This is a genomic window from Mycobacterium sp. PS03-16, from assembly GCF_004570325.1.
Classification (GTDB): Bacteria; Actinomycetota; Actinomycetes; order Mycobacteriales; family Mycobacteriaceae; genus Mycobacterium.
In genome coordinates this window covers 1-26,729 of record NZ_SPQO01000038.1, presented here as the reverse complement: position 1 = coordinate 26,729, position 26,729 = coordinate 1, and the positions used below count along the sequence as shown (strand labels likewise).

General features: G+C 69.2%; 22 protein-coding genes and 1 tRNA gene. 12 read left to right on the top strand and 11 right to left on the bottom strand.

What is annotated here, in order from left to right; all coding sequences use genetic code 11:
- Positions 1-53: 53 nt before the first annotated feature.
- Complete coding sequence (locus tag E4P42_RS22950; RefSeq protein WP_135128422.1) at positions 54-2,351, bottom strand: acyltransferase family protein; 2,298 nt, start codon at positions 2,349-2,351, stop codon at positions 54-56.
- Between the two features lie 280 nt (positions 2,352-2,631).
- Positions 2,632-2,708 (bottom strand) — tRNA-Leu (locus E4P42_RS22945).
- Positions 2,709-2,787: 79 nt separating this feature from the next.
- Here E4P42_RS22945 and E4P42_RS22940 point away from each other — a divergent pair.
- The 6 genes from E4P42_RS22940 to E4P42_RS22915 all read left to right on the top strand — a co-directional run bounded on the left by E4P42_RS22940 (position 2,788) and on the right by E4P42_RS22915 (position 8,708).
- A complete protein-coding gene (locus tag E4P42_RS22940) occupies positions 2,788-3,411 on the top strand; it encodes an ANTAR domain-containing response regulator (RefSeq protein WP_135128410.1) in 624 nt (207 codons plus the stop codon).
- 200 nt (positions 3,412-3,611) lie between these two features.
- Positions 3,612-4,823 (top strand): branched-chain amino acid ABC transporter substrate-binding protein, encoded by a 1,212-nt coding sequence (locus E4P42_RS22935; protein ID WP_167759587.1) that lies wholly within the window; start codon positions 3,612-3,614, stop codon positions 4,821-4,823.
- 88 nt (positions 4,824-4,911) lie between these two features.
- Complete coding sequence (locus tag E4P42_RS22930) at positions 4,912-5,949, top strand: branched-chain amino acid ABC transporter permease (RefSeq protein WP_135128409.1); 1,038 nt, start codon at positions 4,912-4,914, stop codon at positions 5,947-5,949.
- On the top strand, positions 5,946-7,154 hold the full coding sequence (locus tag E4P42_RS22925) for a branched-chain amino acid ABC transporter permease (RefSeq protein ID WP_135128408.1): 1,209 nt from the start codon (positions 5,946-5,948) through the stop codon (positions 7,152-7,154). The genes E4P42_RS22930 and E4P42_RS22925 overlap by 4 nt, the downstream gene beginning before the upstream one ends.
- Positions 7,151-7,978: an ABC transporter ATP-binding protein gene (locus tag E4P42_RS22920; protein WP_135128407.1), complete on the top strand. Its 828-nt coding sequence runs from the start codon at positions 7,151-7,153 to the stop codon at positions 7,976-7,978. The genes E4P42_RS22925 and E4P42_RS22920 overlap by 4 nt, the downstream gene beginning before the upstream one ends.
- A complete protein-coding gene (locus E4P42_RS22915; protein WP_135128406.1) occupies positions 7,962-8,708 on the top strand; it encodes an ABC transporter ATP-binding protein in 747 nt (248 codons plus the stop codon). The genes E4P42_RS22920 and E4P42_RS22915 overlap by 17 nt, the downstream gene beginning before the upstream one ends.
- A 77-nt stretch (positions 8,709-8,785) precedes the next feature.
- Here E4P42_RS22915 and E4P42_RS22910 read toward each other — a convergent pair whose 3' ends face one another.
- The 3 genes from E4P42_RS22910 to E4P42_RS22900 all read right to left on the bottom strand — a co-directional run bounded on the left by E4P42_RS22910 (position 8,786) and on the right by E4P42_RS22900 (position 11,215).
- Entirely contained in the window at positions 8,786-9,985 is a 1,200-nt protein-coding gene (locus E4P42_RS22910; RefSeq protein ID WP_135128405.1) for a lipid-transfer protein, read from the bottom strand.
- Positions 9,982-10,419 (bottom strand): Zn-ribbon domain-containing OB-fold protein, encoded by a 438-nt coding sequence (locus E4P42_RS22905; RefSeq protein ID WP_135128404.1) that lies wholly within the window; start codon positions 10,417-10,419, stop codon positions 9,982-9,984. Before E4P42_RS22905 ends, E4P42_RS22910 begins: the two co-directional genes overlap by 4 nt.
- A 118-nt stretch (positions 10,420-10,537) precedes the next feature.
- Positions 10,538-11,215 carry an alpha/beta fold hydrolase gene (locus tag E4P42_RS22900; protein WP_135128403.1) on the bottom strand — a complete coding sequence of 226 codons (678 nt, stop codon included), beginning with the start codon at positions 11,213-11,215 and terminating at the stop codon, positions 10,538-10,540.
- Between the two features lie 70 nt (positions 11,216-11,285).
- Between E4P42_RS22900 and E4P42_RS22895 the strand changes: the two genes are divergently transcribed.
- Both E4P42_RS22895 and polA read left to right on the top strand, forming a co-directional pair.
- Positions 11,286-12,176 (top strand): LysR substrate-binding domain-containing protein, encoded by an 891-nt coding sequence (locus E4P42_RS22895; protein WP_135128402.1) that lies wholly within the window; start codon positions 11,286-11,288, stop codon positions 12,174-12,176.
- 102 nt (positions 12,177-12,278) lie between these two features.
- A complete protein-coding gene (gene polA, locus E4P42_RS22890) occupies positions 12,279-14,951 on the top strand; it encodes a DNA polymerase I (protein WP_167759591.1) in 2,673 nt (890 codons plus the stop codon).
- Positions 14,952-14,957: 6 nt separating this feature from the next.
- Here polA and E4P42_RS22885 read toward each other — a convergent pair whose 3' ends face one another.
- Together E4P42_RS22885 and E4P42_RS22880 are read right to left on the bottom strand one after the other, a co-directional pair.
- Positions 14,958-15,593, bottom strand: coding sequence for a LysE family translocator (locus E4P42_RS22885; protein ID WP_135128400.1), 636 nt, complete (start codon positions 15,591-15,593; stop codon positions 14,958-14,960).
- Between the two features lie 38 nt (positions 15,594-15,631).
- On the bottom strand, positions 15,632-16,810 hold the full coding sequence (locus E4P42_RS22880; protein ID WP_371287073.1) for a PrsW family intramembrane metalloprotease: 1,179 nt from the start codon (positions 16,808-16,810) through the stop codon (positions 15,632-15,634).
- 164 nt (positions 16,811-16,974) lie between these two features.
- Between E4P42_RS22880 and rpsA the strand changes: the two genes are divergently transcribed.
- Both rpsA and coaE read left to right on the top strand, forming a co-directional pair.
- Positions 16,975-18,414 carry a 30S ribosomal protein S1 gene (rpsA, locus tag E4P42_RS22875; protein WP_135128399.1) on the top strand — a complete coding sequence of 480 codons (1,440 nt, stop codon included), beginning with the start codon at positions 16,975-16,977 and terminating at the stop codon, positions 18,412-18,414.
- Positions 18,415-18,497: 83 nt separating this feature from the next.
- Positions 18,498-19,709 carry a dephospho-CoA kinase gene (gene coaE / locus E4P42_RS22870; RefSeq protein WP_135128398.1) on the top strand — a complete coding sequence of 404 codons (1,212 nt, stop codon included), beginning with the start codon at positions 18,498-18,500 and terminating at the stop codon, positions 19,707-19,709.
- A gap of 4 nt (positions 19,710-19,713) precedes the next feature.
- On the opposite strand, the gene E4P42_RS22865 is transcribed toward coaE, so the two are convergent.
- Together E4P42_RS22865 and E4P42_RS22860 are read right to left on the bottom strand one after the other, a co-directional pair.
- Positions 19,714-20,253 (bottom strand): hypothetical protein, encoded by a 540-nt coding sequence (locus E4P42_RS22865; protein WP_135128397.1) that lies wholly within the window; start codon positions 20,251-20,253, stop codon positions 19,714-19,716.
- 11 nt (positions 20,254-20,264) lie between these two features.
- A complete protein-coding gene (locus tag E4P42_RS22860) occupies positions 20,265-20,705 on the bottom strand; it encodes a DUF402 domain-containing protein (protein WP_167759590.1) in 441 nt (146 codons plus the stop codon).
- Between the two features lie 126 nt (positions 20,706-20,831).
- Between E4P42_RS22860 and uvrB the strand changes: the two genes are divergently transcribed.
- A complete protein-coding gene (uvrB, locus tag E4P42_RS22855) occupies positions 20,832-22,991 on the top strand; it encodes an excinuclease ABC subunit UvrB (protein ID WP_135128395.1) in 2,160 nt (719 codons plus the stop codon).
- A gap of 44 nt (positions 22,992-23,035) precedes the next feature.
- A complete protein-coding gene (locus E4P42_RS22850) occupies positions 23,036-24,433 on the top strand; it encodes an MFS transporter (protein WP_135128394.1) in 1,398 nt (465 codons plus the stop codon).
- Between the two features lie 6 nt (positions 24,434-24,439).
- Here E4P42_RS22850 and E4P42_RS22845 read toward each other — a convergent pair whose 3' ends face one another.
- The gene (locus E4P42_RS22845) at positions 24,440-25,177 is read right to left on the bottom strand and encodes an MgtC/SapB family protein (protein WP_135128393.1); all 738 of its coding nucleotides are present in this window, start codon (positions 25,175-25,177) and stop codon (positions 24,440-24,442) included.
- Between the two features lie 639 nt (positions 25,178-25,816).
- Positions 25,817-26,125: a hypothetical protein gene (locus tag E4P42_RS27095; protein WP_167759586.1), complete on the bottom strand. Its 309-nt coding sequence runs from the start codon at positions 26,123-26,125 to the stop codon at positions 25,817-25,819.
- Positions 26,126-26,729 lie beyond the last annotated feature (604 nt).

Sequence of the window (26,729 nt, the reverse complement as noted above, 5' to 3'; positions counted from 1 at the left end):
GTTGCGGGGTCACCCGGCAGACATTCGCCCTGCCGGGCGGTCAGGTCCCGCCATCACCGGTGGGCGAGCGCGCGGTCGGCGAGCGCCCCCATCGCCGGCGCCAAGTGCTGTGCGTACTCGCGCGTCAGGTGGCCGGCGTCGAAGTACACCAGGGTGTTGCCCACGATGACCGGGCAGCGGTCGCCGGCGCAGAACAGGCCGGTCACGTCGGTGTACCGGCCGCCGGCCGCCTCGACGGCGGCGGCCTCGGCGGCGATCCCGCGGGCGTACTTCTCACCCCGCACCGCGGCGCACGTGGTCACGTCCTCGGGATGGGCCGACAGGCACAGCGGAGCCGACATCGGCAGGTCGACACTCGGACCGAGCACCAGCACCTGGGCGCCGGTGTCGCGGAGCTGCTGCACCAGGCGGCTCAGTCCGTCGAGCCATGCGTCGTCGAACATCTTCAGGCCCGGTGTCATCGTGTGGACGCCGGTGGCGTCGTACGCCCGCGCCGACGCCACCACGACCAGCTGCGGGGGCTCGGCCTGCACGCGGGTCAGGATTTCTCCGCGCCACTGCGCACAGCGTTGGAACTGTTCGGCCAGGCCGTTGAACTGATCGGAGACCGGCAGCTCCACGATCGGGCAGCTGGCCTTGGCCAGCATCTCCAACCGCCAGGACCGCTGGGTCGCGGCCTGTTCGAACGCCGGGTGGTACATCGCCGCGCGCGAGTCACCGATGAGCGCCACCGTCGTCGCCGAGGAGGTGTCGGCGGTCGCGCATTCGGGTTGCTCGGTGTCGAACGGCACCACCAGGAGGCAGCCGCCGCTCAGGATGGACAGTTGTTGCGACCCCAGTTCGGACAGGTTCGGGGTCAGGTTCGACGGAACGGTTCGGATGTCGACCGACGCCGCGACCGCGGCCTGTGCCTGGTCGAAGACGGCGCGCACCGCCGCGTCGTACGCCGTCGGATCCGAGCCCGGGGGCACGGTCGCCGCCGCGATGCGGACCGGCGTGGCGACGGGCCCGCGGCTGGCCGGGTTGGGCAGGAGCATCGGCGTCACCAGGGCCACGCAGACCGCGGTCGCGGTGACTGCGCCGCCCAGCCCGAGGCCGGCCCACGCGGAGCGCCGGATGCGCGGGGAGAACCGCAATGGATCCTCGACGAAGCGCATGGTCAACACGGCGAGCCCAGCGGCCACCAGGACGGCCGTCAACTTCCCGGCCAATCCGATCGCATGCCCGACCACCAGCGGCGTGAACACCAGTACCGGCCAGTGCCACAGATACCAGGAGTACGACACCCTACCGATGGCGCCCATCGGCCTCGTCGAAAGCAAGCGACCACACCCTCGCGACGGTTGGGCGCAGCCCGCGCCGATCACCAGCACGGCGCCGAGGGTCGGCAACAGCGCCGCGATTCCCGGATAGCGGGTGGCCGAGCTCAGCCAGGTGCAGGCCAGCAGGATCAGCGCCAGGCCCGTCCACCCGGTGACCGCGGCGGGCACGGCCGGCATCCGCCGCCACTGGGTGACGGTCAGCGCGATCAGGCCGCCCGCGGCGAGTTGCCACGCCCGGGTGGGTAGCGAGAAGAACGCGACCGGCGGAACCAGGTAGGTGATGAACAGCGACAGCGCGAACGACACCACGGTGACCAGACCGAGGATGACGACGTACGGGCGTACCGACGCTGTCGCCGCCGCCTTGGTGTCGAGCCGGCGTAGGCGCCGGATCAGCCATGCCGTTCCGATGATCAGAATCGGCCACACCAGGTAGAACTGCTCCTCTACGCCCAACGACCAGTAGTGCTGGAACGGCGACGGAGACGCCAGGCTGCTCTCGGCGAAGTAGTTGACGCCCGAGCCGATGAACCGGTAATTGCTGACGTACAACGCGCTGGTGATGCCGTCCATGGCCACCGACGCGACCTGCAGCGGAGGCAGCAGTAGCGCCGCCCCGATCATGGTGATCACACCGACCACGGCCGATGCCGGCAGCAGGCGGCGAGCTCGCGCGGCGTAGAAATTGCGGAGTCTCACCGTGCCGTTCGCGCTGGCTTCGCGCCAGAGCAAACCCGTGATCAGAAACCCGGAAATGACGAAGAAAACATCGACACCAACGAATCCGCCACGCAGGCCGGGCACATCGGCGTGGAATAGCACCACGGCCAGCACCGCTACCGCGCGCAACCCTTCGATGTCCGGGCGGAACCCCCGTTCCGCGGAGCGCCGATCTTGGGTACCGACGGCCAATAACTGATCGGGGCGTTCGGCTTTCGGCTGCTGCGCGCTCGATTCCTGTCCGGTGACTCTCACAGGGACGGACCGGCGGCGCTGTCCGCAACGGCGGCGGCGTACCGCCCGGACCATCGGAGCCAAGCGCTGTGGGCAACGCCACGGCGGATTCTCATGACGCAGCAGATTACATTCGGCCACCCTCGCGCGCTCGGCCGTCCCGGCAAATTTGTTTCCGCGGTGAAGTGGTTTATTTGAGCTTTCAAGAAATGGCGCCGACGAAGCAATTTGAGAGTGCAAATAATTTGCGCGCGGCCGGACGCCGAAGTGCGGTGTGTGTGCAGTGGCTGATCGAGATCCGGCGGAGCGATTGCCGATGCGGGCGTGATCGCGTTCCCCACCGCGTCGCGCGTGGTGGTGCCCCTGGTGAGATTCGAACTCACACTGTCACGATTTTGAGTCGTGTGCCTCTGCCGGTTGGGCTACAGGGGCGAGCGCGGGGGTGCGGTCTCCCACCATAGAGGATGGACCCGCGGTCGCTGATCGGCCGCCGTACCGCCACAATGAGTCCATGACCGGCTCACCCACTGACCCGCCTACGCCGCGCCGGGTCCTCATCGCCGAGGACGAGGCACTCATCCGGCTCGACCTGGCCGAGATGCTGCGCGACGAGGGCTACGAGATCGTCGGTGAGGCGGGCGACGGTCAGGAGGCGGTCGAACTCGCCGAGAGCCTGCGGCCCGATCTGGTGATCATGGACGTCAAGATGCCGCGCCGCGACGGGATCGACGCCGCCTCGGAGATCGCCGGCAAGCGAATCGCGCCGATCGTCATCCTGACCGCGTTCAGTCAGCGCGAACTGGTCGAGCGGGCCCGCGATGCCGGCGCGATGGCGTACCTGGTCAAACCGTTCAACGTCAACGACCTGATTCCGGCCATCGAGGTGGCCGTCAGTCGGTTCAGCGAGATCACCGCGCTCGAGGACGAGGTGGCCTCGCTGTCGGACCGGCTGGAGACCCGCAAGCTCGTCGAACGCGCCAAGGGTTTGCTGCAGGCCAAGCAGGGGATGAGCGAACCCGAGGCGTTCAAGTGGATTCAGCGCGCCGCGATGGACCGCCGGACGACGATGAAGCGGGTCGCCGAGGTGGTGCTCGAGACGCTGGACACTCCGACGGGCGACAGCACCGCGGGGTAGCCGCGGACGCCGCGGACAGGTAAACACGAGGTTTCGGAATCGTCGTTCGTCGAGTTCCGACCGACGCGGCGCGCCAAGCATTTCCCAACATGACGCACTCCGGCCATGCGTTGGTTATCTTCTACCGGAAGCGTCAGCGCCCTGACTTCTCGCGGTCTGCGGAGCCGATGCCGATGGAAACCCACATCCGGAGGTGAAACGTGCGCGGTCGCATGGCACGGAACGCATTTGCCCTCAGCAGCGCGGGGTTGCTGGCGCTCGGCCTTGCCGGCTGCAGTCAGTCCACCCCCGAAGAAGAAGCGGCGCAGACCGATCTGAAGATCGTCGAACAGGTGCAGATCGACGAGAACGGCGCCGAGGTGCAGGCCGCCGAGGGCGCCGCACCCGCCGACCCCGCCGGAGACGGCAAGGCCACGTGCCCGCCCCTGTCGATCGCGATGGCGGGAGCGCTCAACGGCCCGGACGCCGCGCTCGGCATCAACATCAAGAACGGTGTGCAGCTCGCGGTGGACAAGCACAACGCCGCCAACCCGGGCTGCCAGGTGCAGCTCAAGACCTTCGACACCGAGGGCGATCCGCAGAAGGCGTCGGCGATCGCGCCGCAGATCGTCGACGACCAGTACACCATCGGCCTGGTGGGCCCGGCGTTCTCCGGTGAGACCAACGCCACCGGCGACGTGTTCAACCAGGCCGGGCTGGTGGCGACCACCGCGTCCGCGACGAATGTGACTCTCTCGGAACGGGGTTGGCGCACCTTCTTCCGCGGCCTGGCCAACGACGGGGTGCAGGGACCGTCGGTCGCCAACTACCTGAAGAACACGCTGGGCAACCAGAAGGTGTGCGTGGTCGACGACAGCACCGACTACGGCCTGGGTCTCGCGCAGACGGTGCGCGAAACCCTCGGCCCGGCGGCCGATCCCGGATGCAACATCTCGGTGAAGAAGGGCGACAAAGATTTCTCGGCCGCCGTCACGCAGATCAAGGGCGTCGCACCGCAGTCGGTGTTCTTCAGCGGCTACTACGCCGAGGCGGCGCCGTTCGTGCAGCAGCTCAAGAACGGTGGCGTCGAGGCGACATTCGTCAGCGCCGACGGCACCAAGGACCCCGAATTCGTCAAGCAGGCCGGGGAATCCGCCAAGGACGCGCTGCTGTCCTGCCCGTGCGGTCCGGCCACCGGCGGGTTCGCCGAGGAGTACACCCAGAAGTTCGGTCAGGAGCCGGGCACCTACAGCACCGAGGGTTACGACCTGGGCACCATCCTGCTCAAGGGCATCGACTCCGGCGCCATCACCCGCCAGGCACTGCTGGACTACGTCCGCAACTACAACGGCCAGGGCGTCGCCCGCAACTACCAGTGGACTCCCAACGGTGAGCTGACCAGCACGCTCATCTGGATGTACAAGGTCCAGTAAGCCCCGAGACGGAAACGCGTCCGAGACCGCCACGGCTCGGACGCGTTTCGGTCGAGGCATCGCTGCACGCGAGGGAGCCCGTCACCGGATGATCGATCAGTGCGTCGCCCAGTCCGCCTGTCTGGCCGCGAACATCAACTTCAACATCGACGGCCTGCGGGACGGCTTCTGGCAGTTGACGATCGACGGCCTGTCCTGGGGGGCGATCTACGCGCTGGTGGCCGTCGGCTACACCCTGGTGTTCGGCGTCCTGCGGTTGATCAACTTCGCCCATTCCGAGATATTCATGCTCGGGATGTTCGGCGCCTACTTCTGCCTCGACTTCATCCTGGGGTTCACCCCGTCGGGCAACGTCTACAACAAAGGCATTGCGCTGACCGTCCTCTACCTGGGCATCGCGATGCTGTTCGCGATGCTGGTCTCCGGCGGTGCGGCGGTGGGCCTGGAGTTCGTGGCGTACCGGCCGCTGCGCCGACGCGGCGCCCGGCCGCTGACCTTCCTGATCACCGCCATCGGGATGTCGTTCGTCCTGCAGGAATTCGTGCACTTCATCCTGCCGTCGATCATCGACGGCTACGGCGGCAGCAACGCCCAGCAGCCGATCAACCTAGTGGCGCCCAAGACCCAGTTCGAGATCTTCGGCGCCGCCGTCTCCAACGTCACGCTGGTCATCATCGCGGCCGCGCTGGTGTTCGCGTTGCTCACCGACATCGCGATCAATCGCACCAAGTTCGGGCGCGGCATCCGCGCCGTCGCACAGGACCCGAGCACCGCGACGCTGATGGGGGTCTCCCGTGAGCGCGTCATCATGCTGACGTTCATGATCGGCGGCGTGCTCGCCGGGGCCGCCGCGCTGCTCTACATCCTCAAGGTGCCGCAGGGGATCATCTACTCCGGCGGGTTCCTGCTGGGCATCAAGGCGTTCTCCGCAGCGGTGCTCGGCGGCATCGGCAACCTGCGCGGCGCGCTGCTCGGCGGCCTGATCCTCGGGGTGATGGAGAACTACGGGCAGGCGGTGTTCGGCACCCAGTGGCGCGACGTGGTGGCGTTCGTGCTGCTGGTGCTGGTCCTGCTGATCCGCCCCACCGGCATACTCGGGGAGAGCCTCGGGAAGGCGCGGGTATGACCGATCAGCACGGACGCGACGGCGCGTCACGGATGAGCCGCAACCTCCTGGCGCCCGGCGACGGGCTGCGGGAATGGTGGGCCGGGCTGAGCCGGCCGGTCAAGTGGCTGTTCGGCGTCCTCGGCTTCGGATTACTGGCCGCGCTGCCGCTGTTCACCCCGCCGTTTCTCGATACCCCCGGCATCAGCTTCGGCGGCACCATGGCGCAGTTCGCGATGGTGGCGATCATCGCGATCGGCCTGAACGTCGTTGTGGGACAAGCAGGTCTGCTCGACCTCGGCTACGTGGGGTTCTACGCCGTCGGGGCCTACACGGTCGCGCTGCTGACCAGCCCCAGCAGCCCGTGGAACAAAGTGGGCCCGACCGGATTTTTCAGCACCGACTGGGCGTGGCTGTCCTGCGTGCCGCTGGCGATGGCGGTCACCGCGCTGGCCGGCCTGATCCTGGGCACACCCACGCTGCGGCTGCGCGGCGACTATCTGGCGATCGTGACGCTGGGGTTCGGCGAGATCATCCGGCTCCTCGCCGACAACCTGTCCGACATCACCAACGGTCCGCGCGGCCTCAACGAGGTCGAGTACCCGAAGGTCGGCGAGAGTGAGCGGCTGCCCGAAGGGGTGTTCTCCAGCGCGAACTCGTCCGGTGACGCGAACTACGGCACCTGGTGGTTCTGGCTGGGGCTGGTGCTGATCGTCGGCATCCTGCTGCTGGTGGGCAACCTCGAGCGCAGCCGGGTCGGCCGGGCCTGGGTGGCGGTCCGCGAGGACGAGGACGCCGCGGAGGTGATGGGCGTCAACACCTTCAAGTTCAAGCTGTGGGCGTTCGTGATCGGCGCGGCGATCGGCGGTCTGTCGGGGGCGCTGTACGCCGGGCAGGTGCAGTTCGTGGCGCCACCGACGTTCAACATCATCAACTCGATGCTGTTCCTGTGCGCGGTGGTGCTCGGCGGGCAGGGCAACAAGCTCGGCGTCGTCTTCGGCGCCTTCATCATTGTGTACCTGCCCAACCGGCTGCTCGGCGTCGAGTTCCTCGGCGTCAACCTCGGCGACCTGAAATACCTGTTCTTCGGGTTGGCGTTGGTGGTGCTGATGATCTTCCGGCCGCAGGGTCTGTTCCCGGCGCGCCAGCAGCTGCTGGCCTACGGCAAGTCGGCGCGTGACATGCTGCGGCGGGCCCCCGGGGAGCGCGAGGAGGTGACGCGGTGAGCATCGAGGAACTGGCCGGTGTGCACCGGGACATCAACGCCGCCGAGGGCGAGACGCTGCTGCAGACCCACGACTTGACGGTGAAGTTCGGCGGGCTCACCGCTCTCGACGCGGTGACCTTCGGCATCCGCCGCGGCGAGATCCTCGGGCTGATCGGGCCGAACGGCGCAGGCAAGACCACCTGTTTCAACGCGATCACCGGCGTCTACCGGCCCAGCTCGGGCTCGGTGACCTTCGACGGCCGCCCGCTGGGCCGAATCAAGCGCCACGAGATCACCCGGCGCGGTATCGCGCGCACCTTCCAGAACATCCGGCTGTTCGGGGAGATGACGGCGCTGGAGAACGTGATGGTGGGCACCGACGCCCGCCACCACACGTCGGTACCGGGCGCGCTGGTCCGCACGCCGCGGCACCGTCGCGAGGAGAAGTCGGCGATCGAGAGATCAGCGGCCCTCCTGCACTTCGTGGGCATCGCCCACCGCGGCGAGGAGAAGGCGAAGAACCTGCCGTACGGCGACCAGCGCCGCCTCGAGATCGCCCGCGCCCTGGCGACCGAACCGAAGCTGCTCTGCCTCGACGAGCCGGCCGCAGGGTTCAACCCGGCCGAGAAGGCGGCGCTGATCGAGTTGATCCGCAAGATCCGCGACGACGGCTACACGGTGCTGCTCATCGAACACGACATGCGGTTGGTGATGGGGGTGACCGACCGGATCGTGGTGCTGGAGTTCGGTCGCAAGATCGCCGACGGCCTGCCCACCGAGATCCGCGAGGACCCCAAGGTCATCGCCGCCTACCTGGGAGTGCCCGATGACGAAATCGGCTGAGCCGGACCGCAAGGTGCTCCTGGAGGTAAGGGACGTCGTCGTGCACTACGGCCGGATCCGGGCGCTGCACGGGGTGTCGCTCACGGTGCACGAGGGGGAACTGGTCACCCTGCTGGGGTCCAACGGGGCCGGCAAGACCACGATGATGCGCGCGATCTCGGGTCTGCGCCCGCTGACGTCCGGGTCGGTGTGGTTCGACGGACGGGACATCTCGCGGGTCAAGGCGCACCGCCGGGTGGTCGACGGGCTGATCCAGGCGCCGGAGGGGCGGGGCGTGTTCCCCGGCATGACCGTGACCGAGAATCTCGAGATGGGCTGCTACGGGCGCAAATTCGAGTCCAAGGCGGCACATCGCGAGCGGCTGGACTGGGTGTTCGAGACGTTCCCGCGCCTCGCCGAGCGGCGCAGCCAGGTGGGCGGCACGCTGTCCGGCGGGGAACAGCAGATGCTGGCGATCGGGCGGTCGCTGATGGCGCGACCCAAGGTGCTGCTGCTCGACGAACCGTCGATGGGCCTGGCGCCGATGGTGATCTCGCAGATCTTCCGGATCATCGCCGACATCAACGCCCAGGGCACCACGGTGCTGCTGGTGGAGCAGAACGCGCAGCAGGCGCTGTCACGCTCGGACCGGGCCTACATTCTCGAGACCGGGGAGGTGACCCGCACCGGCAATGCGCGGGAACTGCTGCACGACGACAGCATCCGCGCCGCGTACCTCGGTGTCGCCTGAGCGCTCGCCGAGACTACGGAAGATGACCGAAATCCGCCGAAATCCGTCAACGACCGTAGTGTCGGCGCATCGGGACGCTACCGCGCGACGATCACCGACGAGCCGTGGCCGAACAGGCCCTGGTTCGCGGTGACGCCCACCTTCGCGCCCTCGACCTGACGTCCGGTGGCCTGTCCCTTGAGCTGCCAGGTGAGTTCGCAGACCTGGGCGATGGCCTGGGCCGGAATCGCCTCACCGAAGCAGGCGAGTCCACCGGACGGGTTCACCGGGATCCGGCCGCCGATCGTGGTGGCGCCGCTGCGCAAGAGCTGTTCGGCTTCACCCTTGGCGCACAGGCCGAGGTGTTCGTACCAGTCGAGTTCCAGCGCGGTGGACAGGTCGTAGACCTCGGCGACCGACAGGTCCTCGGGTCCGATACCGGCCTCGGCGTAGGCGGCGTCGAGAATCTGGTCCTTGAACACCCGCTCGGGTGCGGGCACCACCGCGGTGGAATCGGTGGCGATGTCGGGCAGCTCGGGCAGGTGCTGGGGATAGCGCGGGGTCACGGTGCTGATCGCCCGCACCGACGGCACCCCTTCGACCGATCCGAGGTGCTTCTCGGCGAAGCGCTTACTGGCCACGATCAGTGCCGCGGCGCCGTCGGAGGTGGCGCAGATGTCGAGCAAGCGGAGGGGGTCGGCGACCATGGGGCTGGCCAGCACGTCGTCGACGGAGGTCTCCTTGCGGAACCGGGCGTTCGGGTTCTCCAGCCCGTGGCGGGCGTTCTTGACCTTGACCGCCGCGAAATCCTCGAGCGTGGCGCCGTAGAGATCCATGCGGCGCCGAGCCAGCAGCGCGAAGTACACCGGGTTGGTGGCGCCGATGAGACGGAAACGCTGCCAGTCGGGATCGTTGCGCCGTTCGCCACCGACGGGCGCGAAGAATCCCTTGGGCGTGGTGTCGGCGCCGACCACCAGCGCGACGTCGCAGAAGCCGGCCAGGATCTGGGCGCGGGCGCTCTGCAGGGCCTGCGAACCGCTGGCGCATGCGGCATAGGAGGACGACACCGGGACGCCGTTCCACCCCAGCTTCTGAGCGAAGGTGGCGCCGGCGACGAAGCCCGGGTAGCCGTTGCGGATGGTGTCCGCACCGGCGACCAGCTGGATCTGGCGCCAGTCCAGGCCGGCTTCGGCCAGGGCCGAACGGGCGGCCACCACACCGTATTCGGTGAAGTCGTTGCCCCATTTGCCCCAGGGATGCATGCCCGCGCCGAGGATGTAGAGCGGTTCCGGCGTCATCTCGCGATCCTCCAGGCGTGCACGATGCGTTCGATGCCGTCGTCATCGACGAACAGCGGCATCGTGGTCAGTTCCATTTCCATGCCCACCTTCAGGTCGGCGGCCAGTGTGCCGTCGACGACCTTGCCGAGCACGATGATCCCTTCCTCGGCCAGCTCGACCGCCGCCACCGCGAACGGCTCGAACGGCTCCGGCGACGGATAGGGCGGTGGTGGGGCATACCGGTTCTCGGTGTAACTCCACAATCTCCCGCGCCGCGACAGCGGCACCTGCGCGAGCTCGTCGCCGTCGCAACCGGGGTTCGGGCAGTTGGTGGCCCGCGGCGGGAACACGTAGGTCCCGCACCGGTGGCATTTGCCGCCGAGCAGATAGGCCTCACCTGATCCGTCGGTGGCGAACCAGCCGTCGATCGCGGGTTGGATGGATGCTGACACGCGGTCAGCGTACCCAGTCGGCCGACAAAACTGAAACGTGTTCCAGTTACCGTGCCGCCGCGCCGATCGGGGCATGCGGCGGTGCGGCGTGCTCGCGGTGGAGGCCGAGAGCGTGAACTCAGCCGGACCCCGCGACGTCGAGCAGTATGCGCCGCAGATCGTCGGGGTTGTCCCGCATCAGGTTGTGCGCGCCGTCGAGTTCGTGCACCCGCCAGGCCGGATCCTCGCGCACCCGTTCGTACGACGGCCGCAGCGGTGAGTCGCCCGGCCAGTTCAGGGCGTAGACGAAGTCGCGGCGACGGATACCGCTCAGGTCGCCGCGCAGCGAGATGCGCTGCAGCAAAGACGCCAGCGGATGCGCGCTGGCCCTGGGGTCGAAGAACGGCATCGGCGGCACGCCGTACCCGGTGTCGTCCACGTCGAGGTACCACTGCCGCTCCTCGTCATTGACCAGGTGCCAACAGGATTCACCATCGTGGGGTACCAGTGCGTCGAGATAGACCAGCGCGTCGACGCGGTTGGGAATCCGGTCGGCCACGCCCGTGATCACCATGCCGCCGTAGCTGTGGCCCACCAGCACGACCTTCGCGTCGGGGGCGTCGGCCGCCACGGCGGCCAGCACGTCGGCGATGTGGGTGTCGAGATTGACGCCGGCTCGGGCGAGGTGCGCGCGCTCGGCGACGCCGGTGAGCGTGTACGCCAGCACCCGGTGGCCCTCTCGTCGCAGCGTGTCGGTGAGGTCGTCGAAGCACCATGCGCCGTGGCAGGCGCCGGGGATCAGAACGAAGGTGGCCATGACTCCACGGTGAGCCGGCACGGTTCATAAGTCCAATAGCGGTTCAGTACAGGAACTATAAACTGTGCTTATGGATCTTCGGCAGCTCGAGTACCTGGTCGCCGTGGCCGAGGAGCGCAGCTTCACCCGCGCCGCGCGTCGCGTGCACGTCGCGCAGCCGGCGGTCAGCGCCGCGGTCGCGCGGCTGGAGCGCGAGCTGGGGGAGCCGTTACTGGACCGCTCGAGCCGTCAGGTCACCACGACCGCCGCGGGTGAGGCGGCCCTGACCCACGCTCGCGCGGCCCTGGCCGCGGTCGCCGACGTCCGGCGCGCCGTCGGCGAACTGTCCGGTCTGATGCGGGGTTCTGTGGCGATCGGCACGGTGACCTCGCACAGCGTCGACATGCCCGCCCTGCTGGCCGAGTTCCATCAGGCACATCCGGCCGTCGAGATCACCCTGGGCACCGAGGATTCCGACGCGCTGATCGAGGGCGTGCGGTCCGGCCGGCTCGATGTGGTCATCGCCTCGGTGGGCGCCGGGGAGGTGCCCGACGGGCTCGCCGTCGAGGTGGTCACCGACGAGGAGATCGAGGCGGCCGTGCACCGCGACGACGCCTGGCGGCGTCGCCGGACGGTGCCGCTGGCGGCGCTGGCCGAGCGGCCGCTCATCGCGCTGCCCGCCGGCACCGGGATCCGCCGCCGGCTCGACGAGGCGTGTACGGCGGCCGGGGTGACGCCCCGCGTGGCGTTCGAGGCGAGCACGCCCATCGAGGTGGCCGCCCTGGCAGCGCACGGCCTCGGGGTGGCGATCGTGCCGGAGTCGGTGGCGCGTCACCGGCCCGGCCTTCACGCCCTGCGCATCACTCCACGGCTGCGCGGGCGCCTGGTGCTGGCCTGGCGGGCGGCCGGGCCCGTCAGCCCGGCGGCCCGCGCGCTGATCGGGCTGGCCCGCAGGCACCTGCGTGTCGGGGGCGGTGCATAGAGTAGGGCCGTGAGCCCAGCCAGCACCCCGACCGCGAAGAAAACGGCCGCCGCGAAGGCCGGTGAGAAGGCCAGCGAGAAGGCGTCTGACACGCCCACGCTGATGCTGCTGGACGGCAATTCGTTGGCCTACCGCGCGTTCTATGCGCTGCCGGCCGAGAACTTCAAGACCCAGGGCGGGCTGACCACCAATGCGGTCTACGGCTTCACCGCGATGCTGATCAACCTGCTGCGCGACGAGCAGCCCACCCACGTGGCCGCCGCCTTCGACGTGTCCCGCAAGACGTTCCGCGTCGACAAGTACCCCGAGTACAAGGCCGGCCGGTCGGCCACCCCCGACGAGTTCCGCGGCCAGATCGACATCACCAAAGAGGTGCTGGTGGCGCTGGGCATCACGGTGCTCGCCGAGCCCGGTTACGAGGCCGACGACATCATCGCGACGCTGGCCACCCAGGCCGAGGAGGAGGCCTACCGCGTCCTGGTGGTCACCGGCGACCGCGACTCGCTGCAACTGGTCAGCGATGCGGTGACGGTGCTCTACCCGCGCAAGGGTGTCAGCGAACTCACCCGCTTCACCCCCGACGCGGTGCTCGAGAAGTACGGGCTCACCCCCCGGCAGTACCCGGATTTCGCCGCCCTGCGCGGTGACCCGAGCGACAACCTGCCCGGCATCCCGGGCGTGGGGGAGAAGACAGCCACCAAGTGGATCGCCGAGTACGGGTCGCTGCAGGCCCTGGTTGACAACGTCGACCAGGTCAAGGGCAAGGTCGGCGACGCGCTGCGGGCCAACCTGAGCCACGTCATCCTCAACCGCGAGCTCACCGATCTGGTGAAGGACGTCCCGCTGGCGCAGACCCCCGACACGTTGCGGATGCAGCCGTGGAACCGCGACCAGATCCACCGGCTCTTCGACGACCTGGAGTTCCGCGTCCTGCGGGACCGGCTCTTCGAGACCCTGGCCGCCGTCGAGCCCGAGGTCGAACACGGCTTCGATGTGCGCGGTCAGGCGCTGCAGCCCGGCGAGCTGGCGGGCTGGCTCGCCGAGCACAGCCTCGGCAACCGGTTCGGGCTCGCGGTCGTGGGCACCCATCTCGCCTACGACGCGGACGCCACCGCGCTGGCGATCGTGTCCGCCGACGGCGAGGGCCGCTACATCGACACCTCGACGCTCGACCCGGAGGACGAGGCCGCGCTGGCGTCCTGGCTCGCCGATCCGGGTCCGCCGAAGGCCCTGCACGAGGCCAAGCTGGCGTTCCACGACCTCGCCGGGCGGGGCTGGACCCTCAACGGCGTCACCTCCGACACGGCGCTGGCCGCGTACCTGGTGCGGCCGGGGCAGCGCAGCTTCAGCCTCGACGACCTGTCGTTGCGCTACCTGCGGCGCGAGTTGCGCGCGGAGGATCCCCAGCAGCAGCAGCTGTCGCTGCTCGACGACGGCGACGGCGTCGACGATCAGGCCGTCCAGACGGTGATCCTACGGGCGGTTGCGGTGCTCGACCTGGCCGACGCCCTCGACGAGGAGCTCGCCAAGATCGACTCGTCCTCGCTGCTCGGCCGGATGGAACTGCCGGTGCAGCGTGTGCTCGCCGAGATGGAGCACGCCGGCATCGCCGTCGACATCGAGCAGCTCAAGGGCCTGCAGAGCGAATTCGCCGATCAGATCCGCGACGCCGCCGAGGCCGCGTACGCGGTGATCGGCAAGCAGATCAACCTCGGCTCGCCCAAACAGCTGCAGACCGTGCTGTTCGACGAGCTCGAGATGCCCAAGACCAAGCGCACCAAGACCGGCTACACCACGGACGCCGACGCGCTGCAGTCCCTGTTCGACAAGACCGGGCACCCGTTCCTGCAGCATCTGCTGGCCCACCGGGACGCCACCCGCCTGAAGGTCACCGTCGACGGGCTGCTGAACTCGGTGGCCTCGGACGGCCGGATCCACACCACGTTCAACCAGACCATCGCGGCCACCGGCCGGTTGTCCTCCACCGAGCCGAACCTGCAGAACATTCCCATCCGCACCGAAGCCGGCCGCCGCATCCGCGACGCGTTCGTGGTCGGCCGCGGTGCACACGGCGACTACGCCGAGCTGATGACGGCCGACTACAGCCAGATCGAGATGCGGATCATGGCGCACCTGTCGCAGGACGCCGGGCTGATCGAGGCGTTCAACACCGGTGAGGACCTGCACTCGTTCGTCGCCTCCCGGGCGTTCGACGTGCCGATCGACGAGGTGACCGCGGATCTGCGGCGCCGCGTCAAGGCGATGTCCTACGGCCTGGCCTACGGGTTGAGTGCCTACGGGCTGGCCGCCCAGCTCAAGATCTCCACCGAGGAGGCGAAGGTCCAGATGGACCAGTACTTCGCCCGATTCGGCGGAATCCGGGACTACCTGCGCGACGTGGTGGACCAGGCCCGCAAGGACGGCTACACCTCGACGGTGTTCGGCCGCAGGCGCTATCTGCCCGAACTCGACAGCAGTAACCGCAATGTTCGCGAGGCGGCCGAACGCGCCGCGCTCAATGCGCCGATCCAGGGCAGCGCCGCCGACATCATCAAGATGGCGATGATCAACGTCGACCGGGCGATCAAGGATGCCGGGTTGACGTCTCGGATGCTGCTGCAGGTTCACGACGAGCTGCTGTTCGAGGTCGCCGAGGGAGAGCGGGATGCGCTCGACGCGCTGGTGCGCGAGCAGATGGGCAGCGCGTACCCGCTCGACGTCCCGCTGGAGGTCAGCGTCGGGTACGGCCGCAGCTGGGACGCGGCCGCGCACTAGTCCGGATCAGCGCGCTTCGGCGGCCAGGCCGAGTCCCAGCGCCACCAGGATCGCGCCCATGGCACGGTCGATGCGGCGACGGATGTGCGTGCGGCTCAGCACTTCCCGTGCCCGGGACGCGGCGAGCACGACGCCGGCGCACCAGGCGGTGTCGATCACCAGTTGGATGAGGGCCAGCACCAGCAGGGTGGGCAGCACCGGACCGCTGGACGGCAGGAACTGCGGCACCACCACGATGCCGAACGCCGCGGCCTTGGGGTTCGCGGCGATCGACAGCAGCGCCGCGCGGAACGCCGCGCCCGGCGTGCCGCCCCGCGGCTCGGCGGGCACGGCGAGCATGGCCGGGCGTTTCGCGCTCTGCCACGCGCTGACGCCGAGCCAGACCAACACCACCGCGCCCACCACGTGCAGGGCGATCGAGAGGGCCCGGTTGGCCATCAGCAGCACGGACAGGCCCGCGCCACCGGCCACGGTCCAGCCGAAGATCCCGATCTCATTGCCGACCACGGCGGCCAACCCGGCGGCGCGGCCGTCGCGAAGGGAGCGGTGCAGGAACAGCGCCATCGCCGGCCCCGGCAGCATGGCCAGGATCACGGCCGCCAGCAGGAACGCCGGCAGCACATCGAGCAGGTGGGCGACCATGTCAGCAGTATCGCGCGCCCGGCAAGTCGATTACCGGATCACAAGGGCCGAGGTGCCCGGTAGCCGGCCAGCCAGTGCAGCGCCGGCGCGGCCGCGCGCGCCGCGTGCACACGGTGGGCCTCGTCGTACTGCAGCGCGAAGACCCGCGCATCGCCGAATCCCCGGTCGATCCGGTCGCGGACGTACGCCAGTTCCACGACCTGCGCGGCGAACGCTCCGACCGCCTTACCCGCCGCCGGGCCGCCGAGGCGGCGGGCCTCGGCGATCGCCGCCTTGCGGTTGCGCAGCGAGCCCAGCCAGGTCGCCTCGTTGGGCATGACCAGCCCGGCGGCGACCATGCCGGGCAGTTTCGCAGCGACCAGGCGCTGTTCCCGGCGCCGGCTGCCCACGGCCAGCGCGATCGACACCGCGAACACCGGCACCATCCACAGCACGTAAACCAGCAGATAGGTATCGAAGCCCAGCTGCGAGGACCCGTTCCACAGCGCGTGCATCATGACCGCGACCGCGTAGCCGCCGATGACCAGCGCGATCCTGGCCACGGCGCTGTGCTGCCGCAGTGCGAGACCGACACCGACCGCGAACATCGTCGTGAACAGCGAATGCGCGAACGGCGCCATGATCAGCCGAAGGGCCGCCGTCAGCAGTGAGTCGCCGACCGTCTCCGCCCCGGCGATGTAGAGGATGTCCTCCAGCCACGCAAAGCCGACGCCGACCAGGCCCGCATAGACCAGACAGTCGGTCATCGTGTTGAGCTCGTTGCGCCGCCGCCCGGTCATCATGAGCAGCAGAAAGAGCCCTTTCGCCGCCTCTTCGATCAGCGGGGCGCCCAGCACGACCGACAGTGCGCTGACGTCCGCGGCGCCGCCGGGCGCGAGGACCGCCTCGAACACCGTTCCCAGCACCATCGACAGGACGATCGCCACCGAGGCGCCCCACAGGAACGCGAACACCAGCAGCCGCGGTGGCTCGGGTTCCCACCGGTCGAGCCACACGTAGGCCAGCACCACCACCGCCATGGCCCCGGTCGACAGGACGAAGGCGATCGCGGTGCCGACGGGATTGACCACGGTCAGCGCGATCACGATCAGCCCGACGACCGTGCCGAGCGCGATCAGGACGCCCAGCGGCGCCCCGACCTGGCGCAACTTCAGCGTCAACGGTGGACGGAGCGCGGACGGCGGGAGGTGGGGCGGGGGCCCGCCGAGCTGGGACACCGCTGCAGCATAAGCAGGGATTCGCCGCGCCACGGGCCATGGGTTTGTCCCGCGTGGTCGACGTCGAGTAGTCTCGTGACGTACCTGTGTGTATTCGATCGCAGGCACAACAATCATCATCATTTCTGTCCCTACGACCAAAGCTGTCCGGAGCAACCCACCACATGCCAAGTCCCTCCGTCACGTCCCCGCAGGTAGCCCTCAACGACATCGGCTCCGCGGAAGACTTCCTCGCCGCCATCGACAAGACCATCAAGTACTTCAACGATGGCGACATCGTCGAAGGGACCATCGTCAAGGTGGACCGCGACGAGGTCCTGCTCGACATCGGCTACAAGACCGAAGGCGTCATCCCGTCCCGCGAGCTCTCGATCAAGCACGACGTCGACCCCAATGAGGTTGTGTCCGTCGGCGACGAGGTCGAAGCCCTGGTCCTCACCAAGGAGGACAAGGAAGGCCGCCTGATCCTGTCCAAGAAGCGCGCCCAGTACGAGCGCGCCTGGGGCACCATCGAGGAGCTCAAGGAGAAGGACGAGGCCGTCAAGGGCACCGTCATCGAGGTCGTCAAGGGCGGCCTGATCCTCGACATCGGCCTGCGCGGCTTCCTGCCCGCGTCGCTGGTCGAGATGCGTCGCGTCCGCGATCTGCAGCCGTACATCGGCAAGGAGATCGAGGCGAAGATCATCGAGCTCGACAAGAACCGCAACAACGTGGTCCTCTCGCGCCGCGCGTGGCTGGAGCAGACCCAGTCCGAGGTGCGCAGCGAGTTCCTCAACCAGCTGCAGAAGGGCGCCATCCGCAAGGGTGTCGTGTCCTCGATCGTCAACTTCGGCGCCTTCGTCGATCTCGGCGGGGTCGACGGCCTGGTCCACGTCTCCGAACTGTCCTGGAAGCACATCGACCACCCGTCCGAGGTGGTTCAGGTGGGCGACGAGGTCACCGTCGAGGTGCTCGACGTCGACATGGACCGCGAGCGGGTCTCGCTGTCGCTCAAGGCGACGCAGGAAGATCCGTGGCGCCACTTCGCCCGCACCCACGCGATCGGTCAGATCGTGCCCGGCAAGGTCACCAAGCTGGTGCCGTTCGGTGCGTTCGTCCGCGTCGAGGAGGGCATCGAGGGCCTGGTGCACATCTCCGAGCTGTCCGAGCGTCACGTCGAGGTCCCGGACCAGGTGGTCCAGGTCGGCGACGACGCGATGGTCAAGGTCATCGACATCGACCTCGAGCGTCGCCGGATCTCGCTGTCGCTCAAGCAGGCCAACGAGGACTACACCGAGGAGTTCGACCCCTCGAAGTACGGCATGGCCGACAGCTACGACGAGCAGGGCAACTACATCTTCCCCGAGGGCTTCGACTCCGAGACCAACGAGTGGCTCGAGGGCTTCGAGAAGCAGCGTGAGGAGTGGGAGTCCCGCTACGCCGAGGCGGAGCGCCGGCACAAGATGCACACCGCGCAGATGGAGCGGTTCGCCGCGGCCGAGGCCGAGGCGGCCGAGCGCCCCGTGTCGAACGGCTCGTCGCGGTCGGAGGAGTCGACCGGCGGAACGCTCGCCAGCGACGCTCAGCTCGCCGCACTGCGCGAGAAGCTGGCCGGCAACGCCTGACCAGTCCAGTTCACGACGAACGCCCCGGCTCACCGAGCCGGGGCGTTCGCCGTTTCCGGCGTCCTTGCTGACAGACTGGTCCGGTGCTGCGCATAGGGCTCTCCGGCGGGATCGGCGCCGGGAAATCGACGGTGTCCTCGACGTTCAGTGAGCTCGGCGGCATCGTCGTCGACGGCGATGTGATCGCGCGGGAGGTCGTCGAACCGGGCACCGAGGGGCTGGCGAAGCTGGTCGACGCGTTCGGTGAGGACATCCTGACCCCCGACGGCGCGCTGAACCGGCCTGCGCTGGCGGCCATCGCGTTCAGCGACGAGGACAAGCGCCAGACCCTCAACGGCATCGTGCATCCGCTGGTCGCGAAGCGCCGGTCGGAGCTGATCGACGCCGCGCACTCGGATGCGGTGATCATCGAGGACATCCCTCTGCTGGTCGAGTCGGGAATGGCGCCGATGTTCCCGCTCGTGGTGATCGTGCACGCCGCCGAGGATCTGCGGGTCGCCCGGTTGATCGAATACCGCGGGTTCAGCGAGCAGGACGCGCGGGCCAGGATCGCGGCACAGGCCACCGAGGAACAGCGGCGGGCCGTGGCCGATGTGTGGCTGGACAACTCCGGGAGCGCAGCAGAACTCGTCGAGCAGGCGCGGACCCTGTGGCATGAGCGGATCCTGCCGTTCGCGCACAACCTGCGAGTCGGGGAGCCGGCGGCGGCCGCGCCTGCGCTGGTGCCGTACGACGCCACCTGGCCCGATCAGGCCGGCCGGATCCTCGCCCGGTTGCGCACCGCCTGCGGGCACCGCGCGGTGCGCATCGACCACATCGGCTCGACGGCCGTGCCCGGGATGGACGCCAAGGACGTGATCGACGTCCAGGTGACGGTCGCCTCGCTCGAGGACGCGGACGAACTGCGGGACGCCTTGACCGCTGCGGGCTACGTGCGACGGCCGGTCACCGCCGATGTCGGCAAGGCCGACGCGCGCTCGACGGTCACCGCGTTCGACCACCGCGACGACGAGTCGCTGTGGCACAAGCGGGTGCACTGCTCGGCTGATCCAGGCCGCCCGACCAATGTGCACCTGCGGGTCGAGGGCCATCCGAATCAGCAGTTCGCACTGCTGTTCGTCGAGTGGCTGCGCGCCAACCCTGCCGTGCAGGCCGACTACCTCGCGCTGAAACGCCGCGTGGCGGGGGCGGCGCCCCCCACGACGGGCGCCTATGCCGAGGCCAAGGAACCGTGGTTTCTCGACGCCTACCGGCGGGCGTGGGAGTGGGCCGACACCACGGGGTGGCGGCCCTGACCGGTCAGGGCAGCGGCGGTGCGTTCGAATCGGGCGGCGGGGCGGCGGCATCCGCCGGCAGCATGTTCTGCACACCGCTCACCGGTGCCTCGCAGACGATGGCGCCGTAGTCCGGGTCGTCGCGCTGCGGCAGCACCCGTGGGGCGATGAAGTCGTCGGCCTGGGCCACCACCTGATCGTCGACCAGGATCTCGCAGTGCAGGTTCGCCGAGTACGGCCACTCGATGGCCACGCGCATGTTCGCGACGCCGGACTCGGGCAGCACGGTGTTGGCCTCGAACACCCGGCCGGGCACCATCGTGGGATTGGCGGTCTGCGTCTGATCGCCTTCGGCGGCGTAGCTGATCGTCGCCCCGCGGGAGACCCCGTCGATCCGCGCGCGGTAGACGATGTTGTGCAGCACCACGGGGCCGGCCGGCTCCTGGATCACCGGCTGCGGCGGGTCCACCGGTTCGGCGACGGCGACGGCCGGACTTAACTGCGAGGCACCGATCATGACCGCTGCCGCGGCACCTGCGGCGTATCCGCGCTTCACAGGGCTCATGATAGGTGACCTTACAATGTTCGCCACACGAGAGCCATGCCGTTGCCAGCCAGCCAGCGGTGTAGGTCGTAGCCGTGCCGGGCGAGGCCGTCGATCGCGGCCGCGGCGGTCTGCACCGCCTGCTCACCGACCTCCGGGGTCAGCAGGTTGTGCCGGACCGCGGTCAGCAGTTCGTCGACGTCACACAGCTCGACCCCGATGCCGGTCCGGACCGTCAGGTCGAGGTAGTGGTCCTCGGCCACCCAGCGCTGCGGGCCCGGTGTGTACCGCCCGACGTCGAGGTAGAAGTCCTGGTCGCGCTCGTGGCCCGGGTTGAAGTGGAAGACCGTGGCCCGCAGGTTCAGCGACGGCAGCAGCCACGATTCGAGATAGTGGAACTGTGCCCGGCCGGGGGTCGGCCGGGCCATGTACAGGCCCCACGGTTCGACGGTGTAGACGTCGACGGCCCGCACGATGCCCTTGGGGTCGGTGTTCGTGCGGGCGGTGAGGTCGAAGGTCTCGTGCTTGGGCGCGTGGATGGTCACAGCATAGGAGTCCGGGAACAAGACCGTGTCGGTGCCTGGTTCTACCCTGTGAACATGGCTTTCGCTACCGAGCATCCAGTGCTGGCGCACTCGGAGTACCGACCCGTCGAGTCGATGGTGCGCACCGGTGCGCGCTTCGAGGTGGTCAGCCCGTACGCGCCCGCCGGTGACCAGCCGGCCGCCATCGACCAGCTCGAGCAGCGCATCCGTGCCGGTGAGCGGGACGTCGTCCTGCTCGGTGCCACGGGCACCGGCAAGTCGGCCACCACCGCGTGGCTGATCGAGCGGCTGCAACGGCCCACCCTGGTGATGGCGCCGAACAAGACCCTGGCCGCCCAGCTGGCCAACGAGCTGCGGGAGATGCTGCCGCACAACGCCGTCGAGTACTTCGTGTCGTACTACGACTACTACCAGCCGGAGGCGTACATCGCGCAGACCGACACCTACATCGAGAAGGACAGCTCGATCAACGACGATGTGGAGCGGCTCCGGCACTCCGCGACGTCGAGCCTGCTCTCCCGGCGCGATGTGGTCGTGGTGGCGTCGGTGTCGTGCATCTACGGCCTGGGCACGCCGCAGTCCTACATGGACCGTTCGGTGGAGCTGAAGGTCGGTGACGAGGTGCCGCGTGACGGGCTGCTGCGCCTGCTGGTCGACGTCCAGTACACCCGCAACGACATGTCGTTCACCCGCGGCACCTTCCGGGTCCGGGGCGACACCGTCGAGATCATCCCGTCCTACGAGGAGCTCGCGGTGCGCATCGAGTTCTTCGGTGACGAGGTGGAGGCGCTGTACTACCTGCATCCGCTGACCGGGGACATCGTCCGCCGGGTCGACTCGCTGCGGATCTTCCCCGCCACCCACTACGTCGCCGGCCCGGAGCGGATGGCGCAGGCCATCTCGACCATCGAACAGGAGCTCGAGGCGCGGCTCGCCGAACTCGAGGGGCAGGGCAAGCTGCTGGAGGCGCAGCGGCTGCGGATGCGCACCAACTACGACATCGAGATGATGCGCCAGGTCGGCTTCTGCTCGGGCATCGAGAACTATTCGCGCCACATCGACGGTCGCCCGGCCGGGTCGGCGCCCGCCACGCTGCTCGACTACTTCCCCGAGGACTTCCTGCTGGTCATCGACGAGTCGCACGTCACCGTCCCGCAGATCGGCGGGATGTACGAGGGCGACATGTCCCGTAAGCGCAACTTGGTCGACTTCGGGTTCCGGCTGCCTTCGGCGGTCGACAATCGACCCTTGACCTGGGAGGAGTTCGCCGACCGGATCGGGCAGACGGTGTACCTGTCGGCCACTCCCGGCGCGTACGAGATGGCGCAGTCCGGCGGTGAGTTCGTCGAACAGGTCATCCGGCCCACGGGGCTGGTCGATCCGGAGGTCATCGTCAAACCCACCAAGGGCCAGATCGACGATCTCATCGGCGAGATCCGCAAGCGCACCGAGCGCGACGAGCGCGTGCTGGTCACCACGCTGACCAAGAAGATGGCCGAGGACCTCACCGACTACCTCCTCGAGCTCGGGATCCGGGTGCGGTACCTGCATTCGGAGGTCGACACGCTGCGCCGCGTCGAACTGCTCCGCCAGCTGCGCCTCGGTGAGTACGACGTGCTGGTCGGGATCAACCTGCTGCGTGAGGGTCTCGACCTGCCCGAGGTGTCGCTGGTGGCGATTCTCGATGCCGACAAGGAGGGCTTCCTGCGGTCCACCCGCAGCCTCATCCAGACCATCGGCCGGGCGGCACGCAACGTGTCCGGCGAGGTGCACATGTACGCCGACAACATCACCGACTCGATGCGCGAGGCGATCGACGAGACCGAACGGCGCCGCGCCAAGCAGATCGCGTACAACAAAGAGCACGGAATCGACCCGAAGCCGCTGCGCAAGAAGATCGCCGACATTCTCGACCAGGTGTATCGGGAGGCCGACGACACCGAGACGGTGGAGGTCGGCGGCTCCGGGCGCAATTCGTCGCGGGGCCGGCGGGCGCCGGGCGAGCCGGGTCGCGCGGTCAGCGCCGGCATCGTCGAGGGTCGCGACACCGCGAACATGCCGCGCGCGGAGTTGGCGGACCTGATCAAGGATCTGACCGAACAGATGATGACCGCCGCACGGGATCTGCAGTTCGAGTTGGCCGCGCGCATCCGCGACGAGATCCACGACCTGAAGAAAGAGCTGCGCGGGATGGATGCGGCCGGGCTGAAGTGACCGGCGCTTGACCTCAACCGGAGTTGAGCTCCTAGCGTGAGCGGGTGACTGAAACCGCGACCGTCACCCCGGGCGCCTGGCGCGACCTGCTGGGGCCCCGGCACCTCGGTGCCTCCACGGTGCTTGCCGGCGGCGTCGCGCTGTACGCGACCAACGAGTTCCTCACCATCAGCCTGATGCCCAGCGCGGTGGCCGACATCGGCGGTCACCGGTTCTACGCCTGGGTGACGACGGTGTACCTGGTCGCCTCCGTGGTCGCCGCCACCACCGTGCACCCGCTGCTGATGCGCCTCGGCGCGCGGACGGCGTACCTGGGCGGGCTGACCGTGTTCGGGGCCGGCAGCCTCGGCTGCGCGCTGGCGCCGTCGATGGAGCTCCTGCTGGCCGGGCGCACGGTGCAGGGCGCCGCCGGGGGACTGCTCGCTGGGCTGGGCTACGCCGTGATCAACACCGCGCTGCCGAGGCACCTGTGGACCCGCGCCTCGGCGCTGGTGTCGGCGATGTGGGGGGTGGGCACGCTCGTCGGCCCCTCCGCCGGCGGCCTGTTCGCCCAATTCGGTTCGTGGCGTTGGGCTTTCGGGGTGCTGGTCGTGCTGACCCTCGCGATGGCGGTGCTGGTGCCGTTCGCGCTGCCGGGCCGGGAGTCCGGTGCCGTGGCGGCCCAGCGGGTGCGCATCCCGCTGCGGTCGCTGCTGTTGCTCGGCGCGGCGGCGCTGGTGGTCAGCTCGGCCGGGGTGCCGCACGATGCGCGCGCCACCGCGGCCCTGCTGGCGTTGGGCGCGCTGATCGTGATGGTGTTCGTCTACGCCGACCGGCGGGCCGGTGCGGCGGTGCTGCCGCCCAGCACGTTCTCGTCCGGGCCGCTGAAGTGGATCTACGTCACCTTGGGCCTGCTGATGGCGGCCACCATGGTCGACATGTACGTGCCGCTGTTCGGTCAGCGCCTCGCCGGGCTGGCGCCGGTGGTCGCCGGATTCTTCGGGGCGGTGCTGTCGGTCGGCTGGACGGGCGGCGAGATCAGCAGCGCCTCGCTGCGCCGCACCCGCGTCATCGTGCGCACCGTCGCGGCCGCTCCGCTGGTGATGGCCACCGGGCTGGCGCTGGGAGTGGTGGCCTTACGTGACGAGATGTCGCCCGCGTGGACCGCGCTGTGGGCGGTCGGGCTGTTGCTCACCGGCACCGGGATCGGCGTCGCCTGGCCGCACCTGTCCGCGTGGGCGATGAGCCGGGTCGGGGACCCGGCCGAGGGGCCGGCCGCCGCGGCGGCGATCAACACGGTGCAGCTGATCTGCGGGGCCTTCGGCGCCGGCCTGGCCGGCGTGGTGGTCAACATGACCGACGACGGCAGCGCGACGGCCGCCCGCTGGCTGTTCGCGGTGTTCGCCGCGTTCGTCGCGGTCGGTGTCGTGGCGTCGTACCGCGCCGGACGCCATCCCGACTGAGCGGCGTCAGTCGGGATCGTCGTCGAGCTGACGGATCGCGGTGACGCCGTCGATGGTCGCCAGCACCGTCGGCGCGCTCAAGATGCGGTCACCGGCCAAGGTCAGCATCACCCCGGTCTGCCCCGGGCCGGCGCCCAGCGGCTCGCCCGGCGCGTCGGCGGCCAGTTCGGCCAGCTGCCACCCGCGCCGCTCGCAGGCCTGCAACAGCCGGGTCAGTACACCCTGGCCTTCCCGGTAGGTGATGTGCAGACGCACCGATCCGCTGAGCCGGGCGTTGAGGCGCCGCGCCAACGGCATGAAGCCGAGCACGATGACGAAGTGCATCGCGGTGACCGTGCACGCCAGCAGCAACAACCCGGCGCCTGCGGCCATCCCGATCGCCGCGGACTCCCACACCGCGGCCGCGGTGGTCAGTCCGTGCACCGACCCTCGCCGGAAGATGATGATGCCGGCGCCGAGAAACCCGATGCCCGACACGATTTGGGCCGCCACGCGTGACGGGTCGACCTCGACGGTCCCCGCGGCCAGTACGTCGCTGAAGCCGTACTTGCTCACCAGCAGGATCAGGGCCGCGGCGGTGCCGACGATGGTCTGGGTGCGCAGGCCTGCGCTCTTACCCTGAATCTCGCGTTCCAGGCCGATCAGCGCGGTGAGCCCGAAGGCGACGAACAGCTCGATGAGCTGGCGCGGACCCTGTCCGGGGCCGCCGAAGAACGCGGGATCGGCTGCCAGCCAGAGGTCCATTCCGACAACGTAAACGCACCGGACCGGTGTCCCGGTCCGGCGCGCCGTCGCTCAGCCGACCGCGGTCAGGCGCTGGGCGCGCGGCGACAGGCGCACGGTGTTCGTAACGAGTGCGCCGAGGTGCGGGCGCTGCCGTCGAGCGCGCGCGTGGAGGTGAAGTCGACGGCTCCGATGCTTGACTGCTGAGCCTCGCCCAAGCGGTCGACGTGGTGGAGTCGTTGTGGGTCAACGTCTTCAGTGTCGATGCGGCGCAATCTTCTGCGGCGGTCCGCATGCGCGGGCACTCAGCACGCCGTGCACGTCACCGGTCACCGGTTCTGCCGATGGTTTGCGTAGTGCACGTTGCTGAGGATTTCGGGAACCGCGACGTGACGTTCCGATGATGCCGAGATGTCTCCTTCGCAAGGCGAAAGAAATCCGCTCAAGCAGGGCCTACGCGGCTCTGTCACTGAAATACCTCGCATTCGCAACAGTTCGGTAAACGCCGAATTGTCGCAGCGGCCAATTCGCTGTCCCGGCATACGTTCCTCCCGACGCACAGGCGTCACAGGCAGCGCACAGAGATCGAGGGAACATGTCGCGGACCACACATCGTTTGGGCGTCACCGCCCTTGCCACCGCAGGGGCGTGCTGGGCCGTTCAGCTCTTCAATCCCACGTCGGCGATCGCCGATCCCAATGTGACGGTCAGCCCGGGCGTTCCGTGCGTCAACATCATGCAGCAGCTGCTCACCGTTCCCGGTCGCATCCCGGAAGCGCTACCGGGCGCGAACACTGCCCTGACGAATGTCGCGCCGCCGTCGGTGGGCGTCCCACCGGCCGGCTCGACCAACGGAATCACCACGGCGACACCGCCGTCGGTGGGCATCCCGCCCGCCGGATCGCTGAACGGGATCGCCACCGCGACTCCGCCGCGGGCTCCGCTGCCGCCGACGGGATTGGTCGACACCTCTAGTGCGGTGACACCGCCGGTTCCGGGTGGTCCGGGTGTGCCGGCGGCTGGTTCGGGTGGTGGTGTGGTGCCGCCGGTTCCGGGTGGTCCGGGTGTGCCGGCGGCTGGTTCGGGTGGTGGTGTGGTGCCGCCGGTTCCGGGTGGTCCCGGTGTGCCGGCGGCTGGTTCGGGTGGCGGTGCGGTGCCCCCGGCGCCGCCTGCTCCCGCCGCTCCGTTGGCTCAGGCCGGTGGTGCCGGTGCTCCGGGGGGTCCGCCCGCCCCTCCCGCAGCTGTCGTTGAACCTGCTGCCGGTGTGGCTCCGCCCGCGCCGCCGGCTCCTGGCGCTCCGTTAACTCAGGCCGGTGGTGCCGGTGCTCCGGCGGGTCCGCCCGCCCCTCCCGCGGCTGTCGTTGAACCTGCTGCCGGTGTGGCTCCGCCCGCGCCGCCGGCTCCTGGCGCTCCGTTGGCTCAGGCCGGTGGTGCCGGTGCTCCGGCGGGTCCGCCCGCCCCTCCCGCGGCTGTCGTTGAACCTGCTGCCGGTGTGGCTCCGCCCGCGCCGCCGGCTCCGCCGGCCGCAGTCGTCGAGCCTGCTGCCGGTGTGGCTCCGCCCGCACCGCCGGCA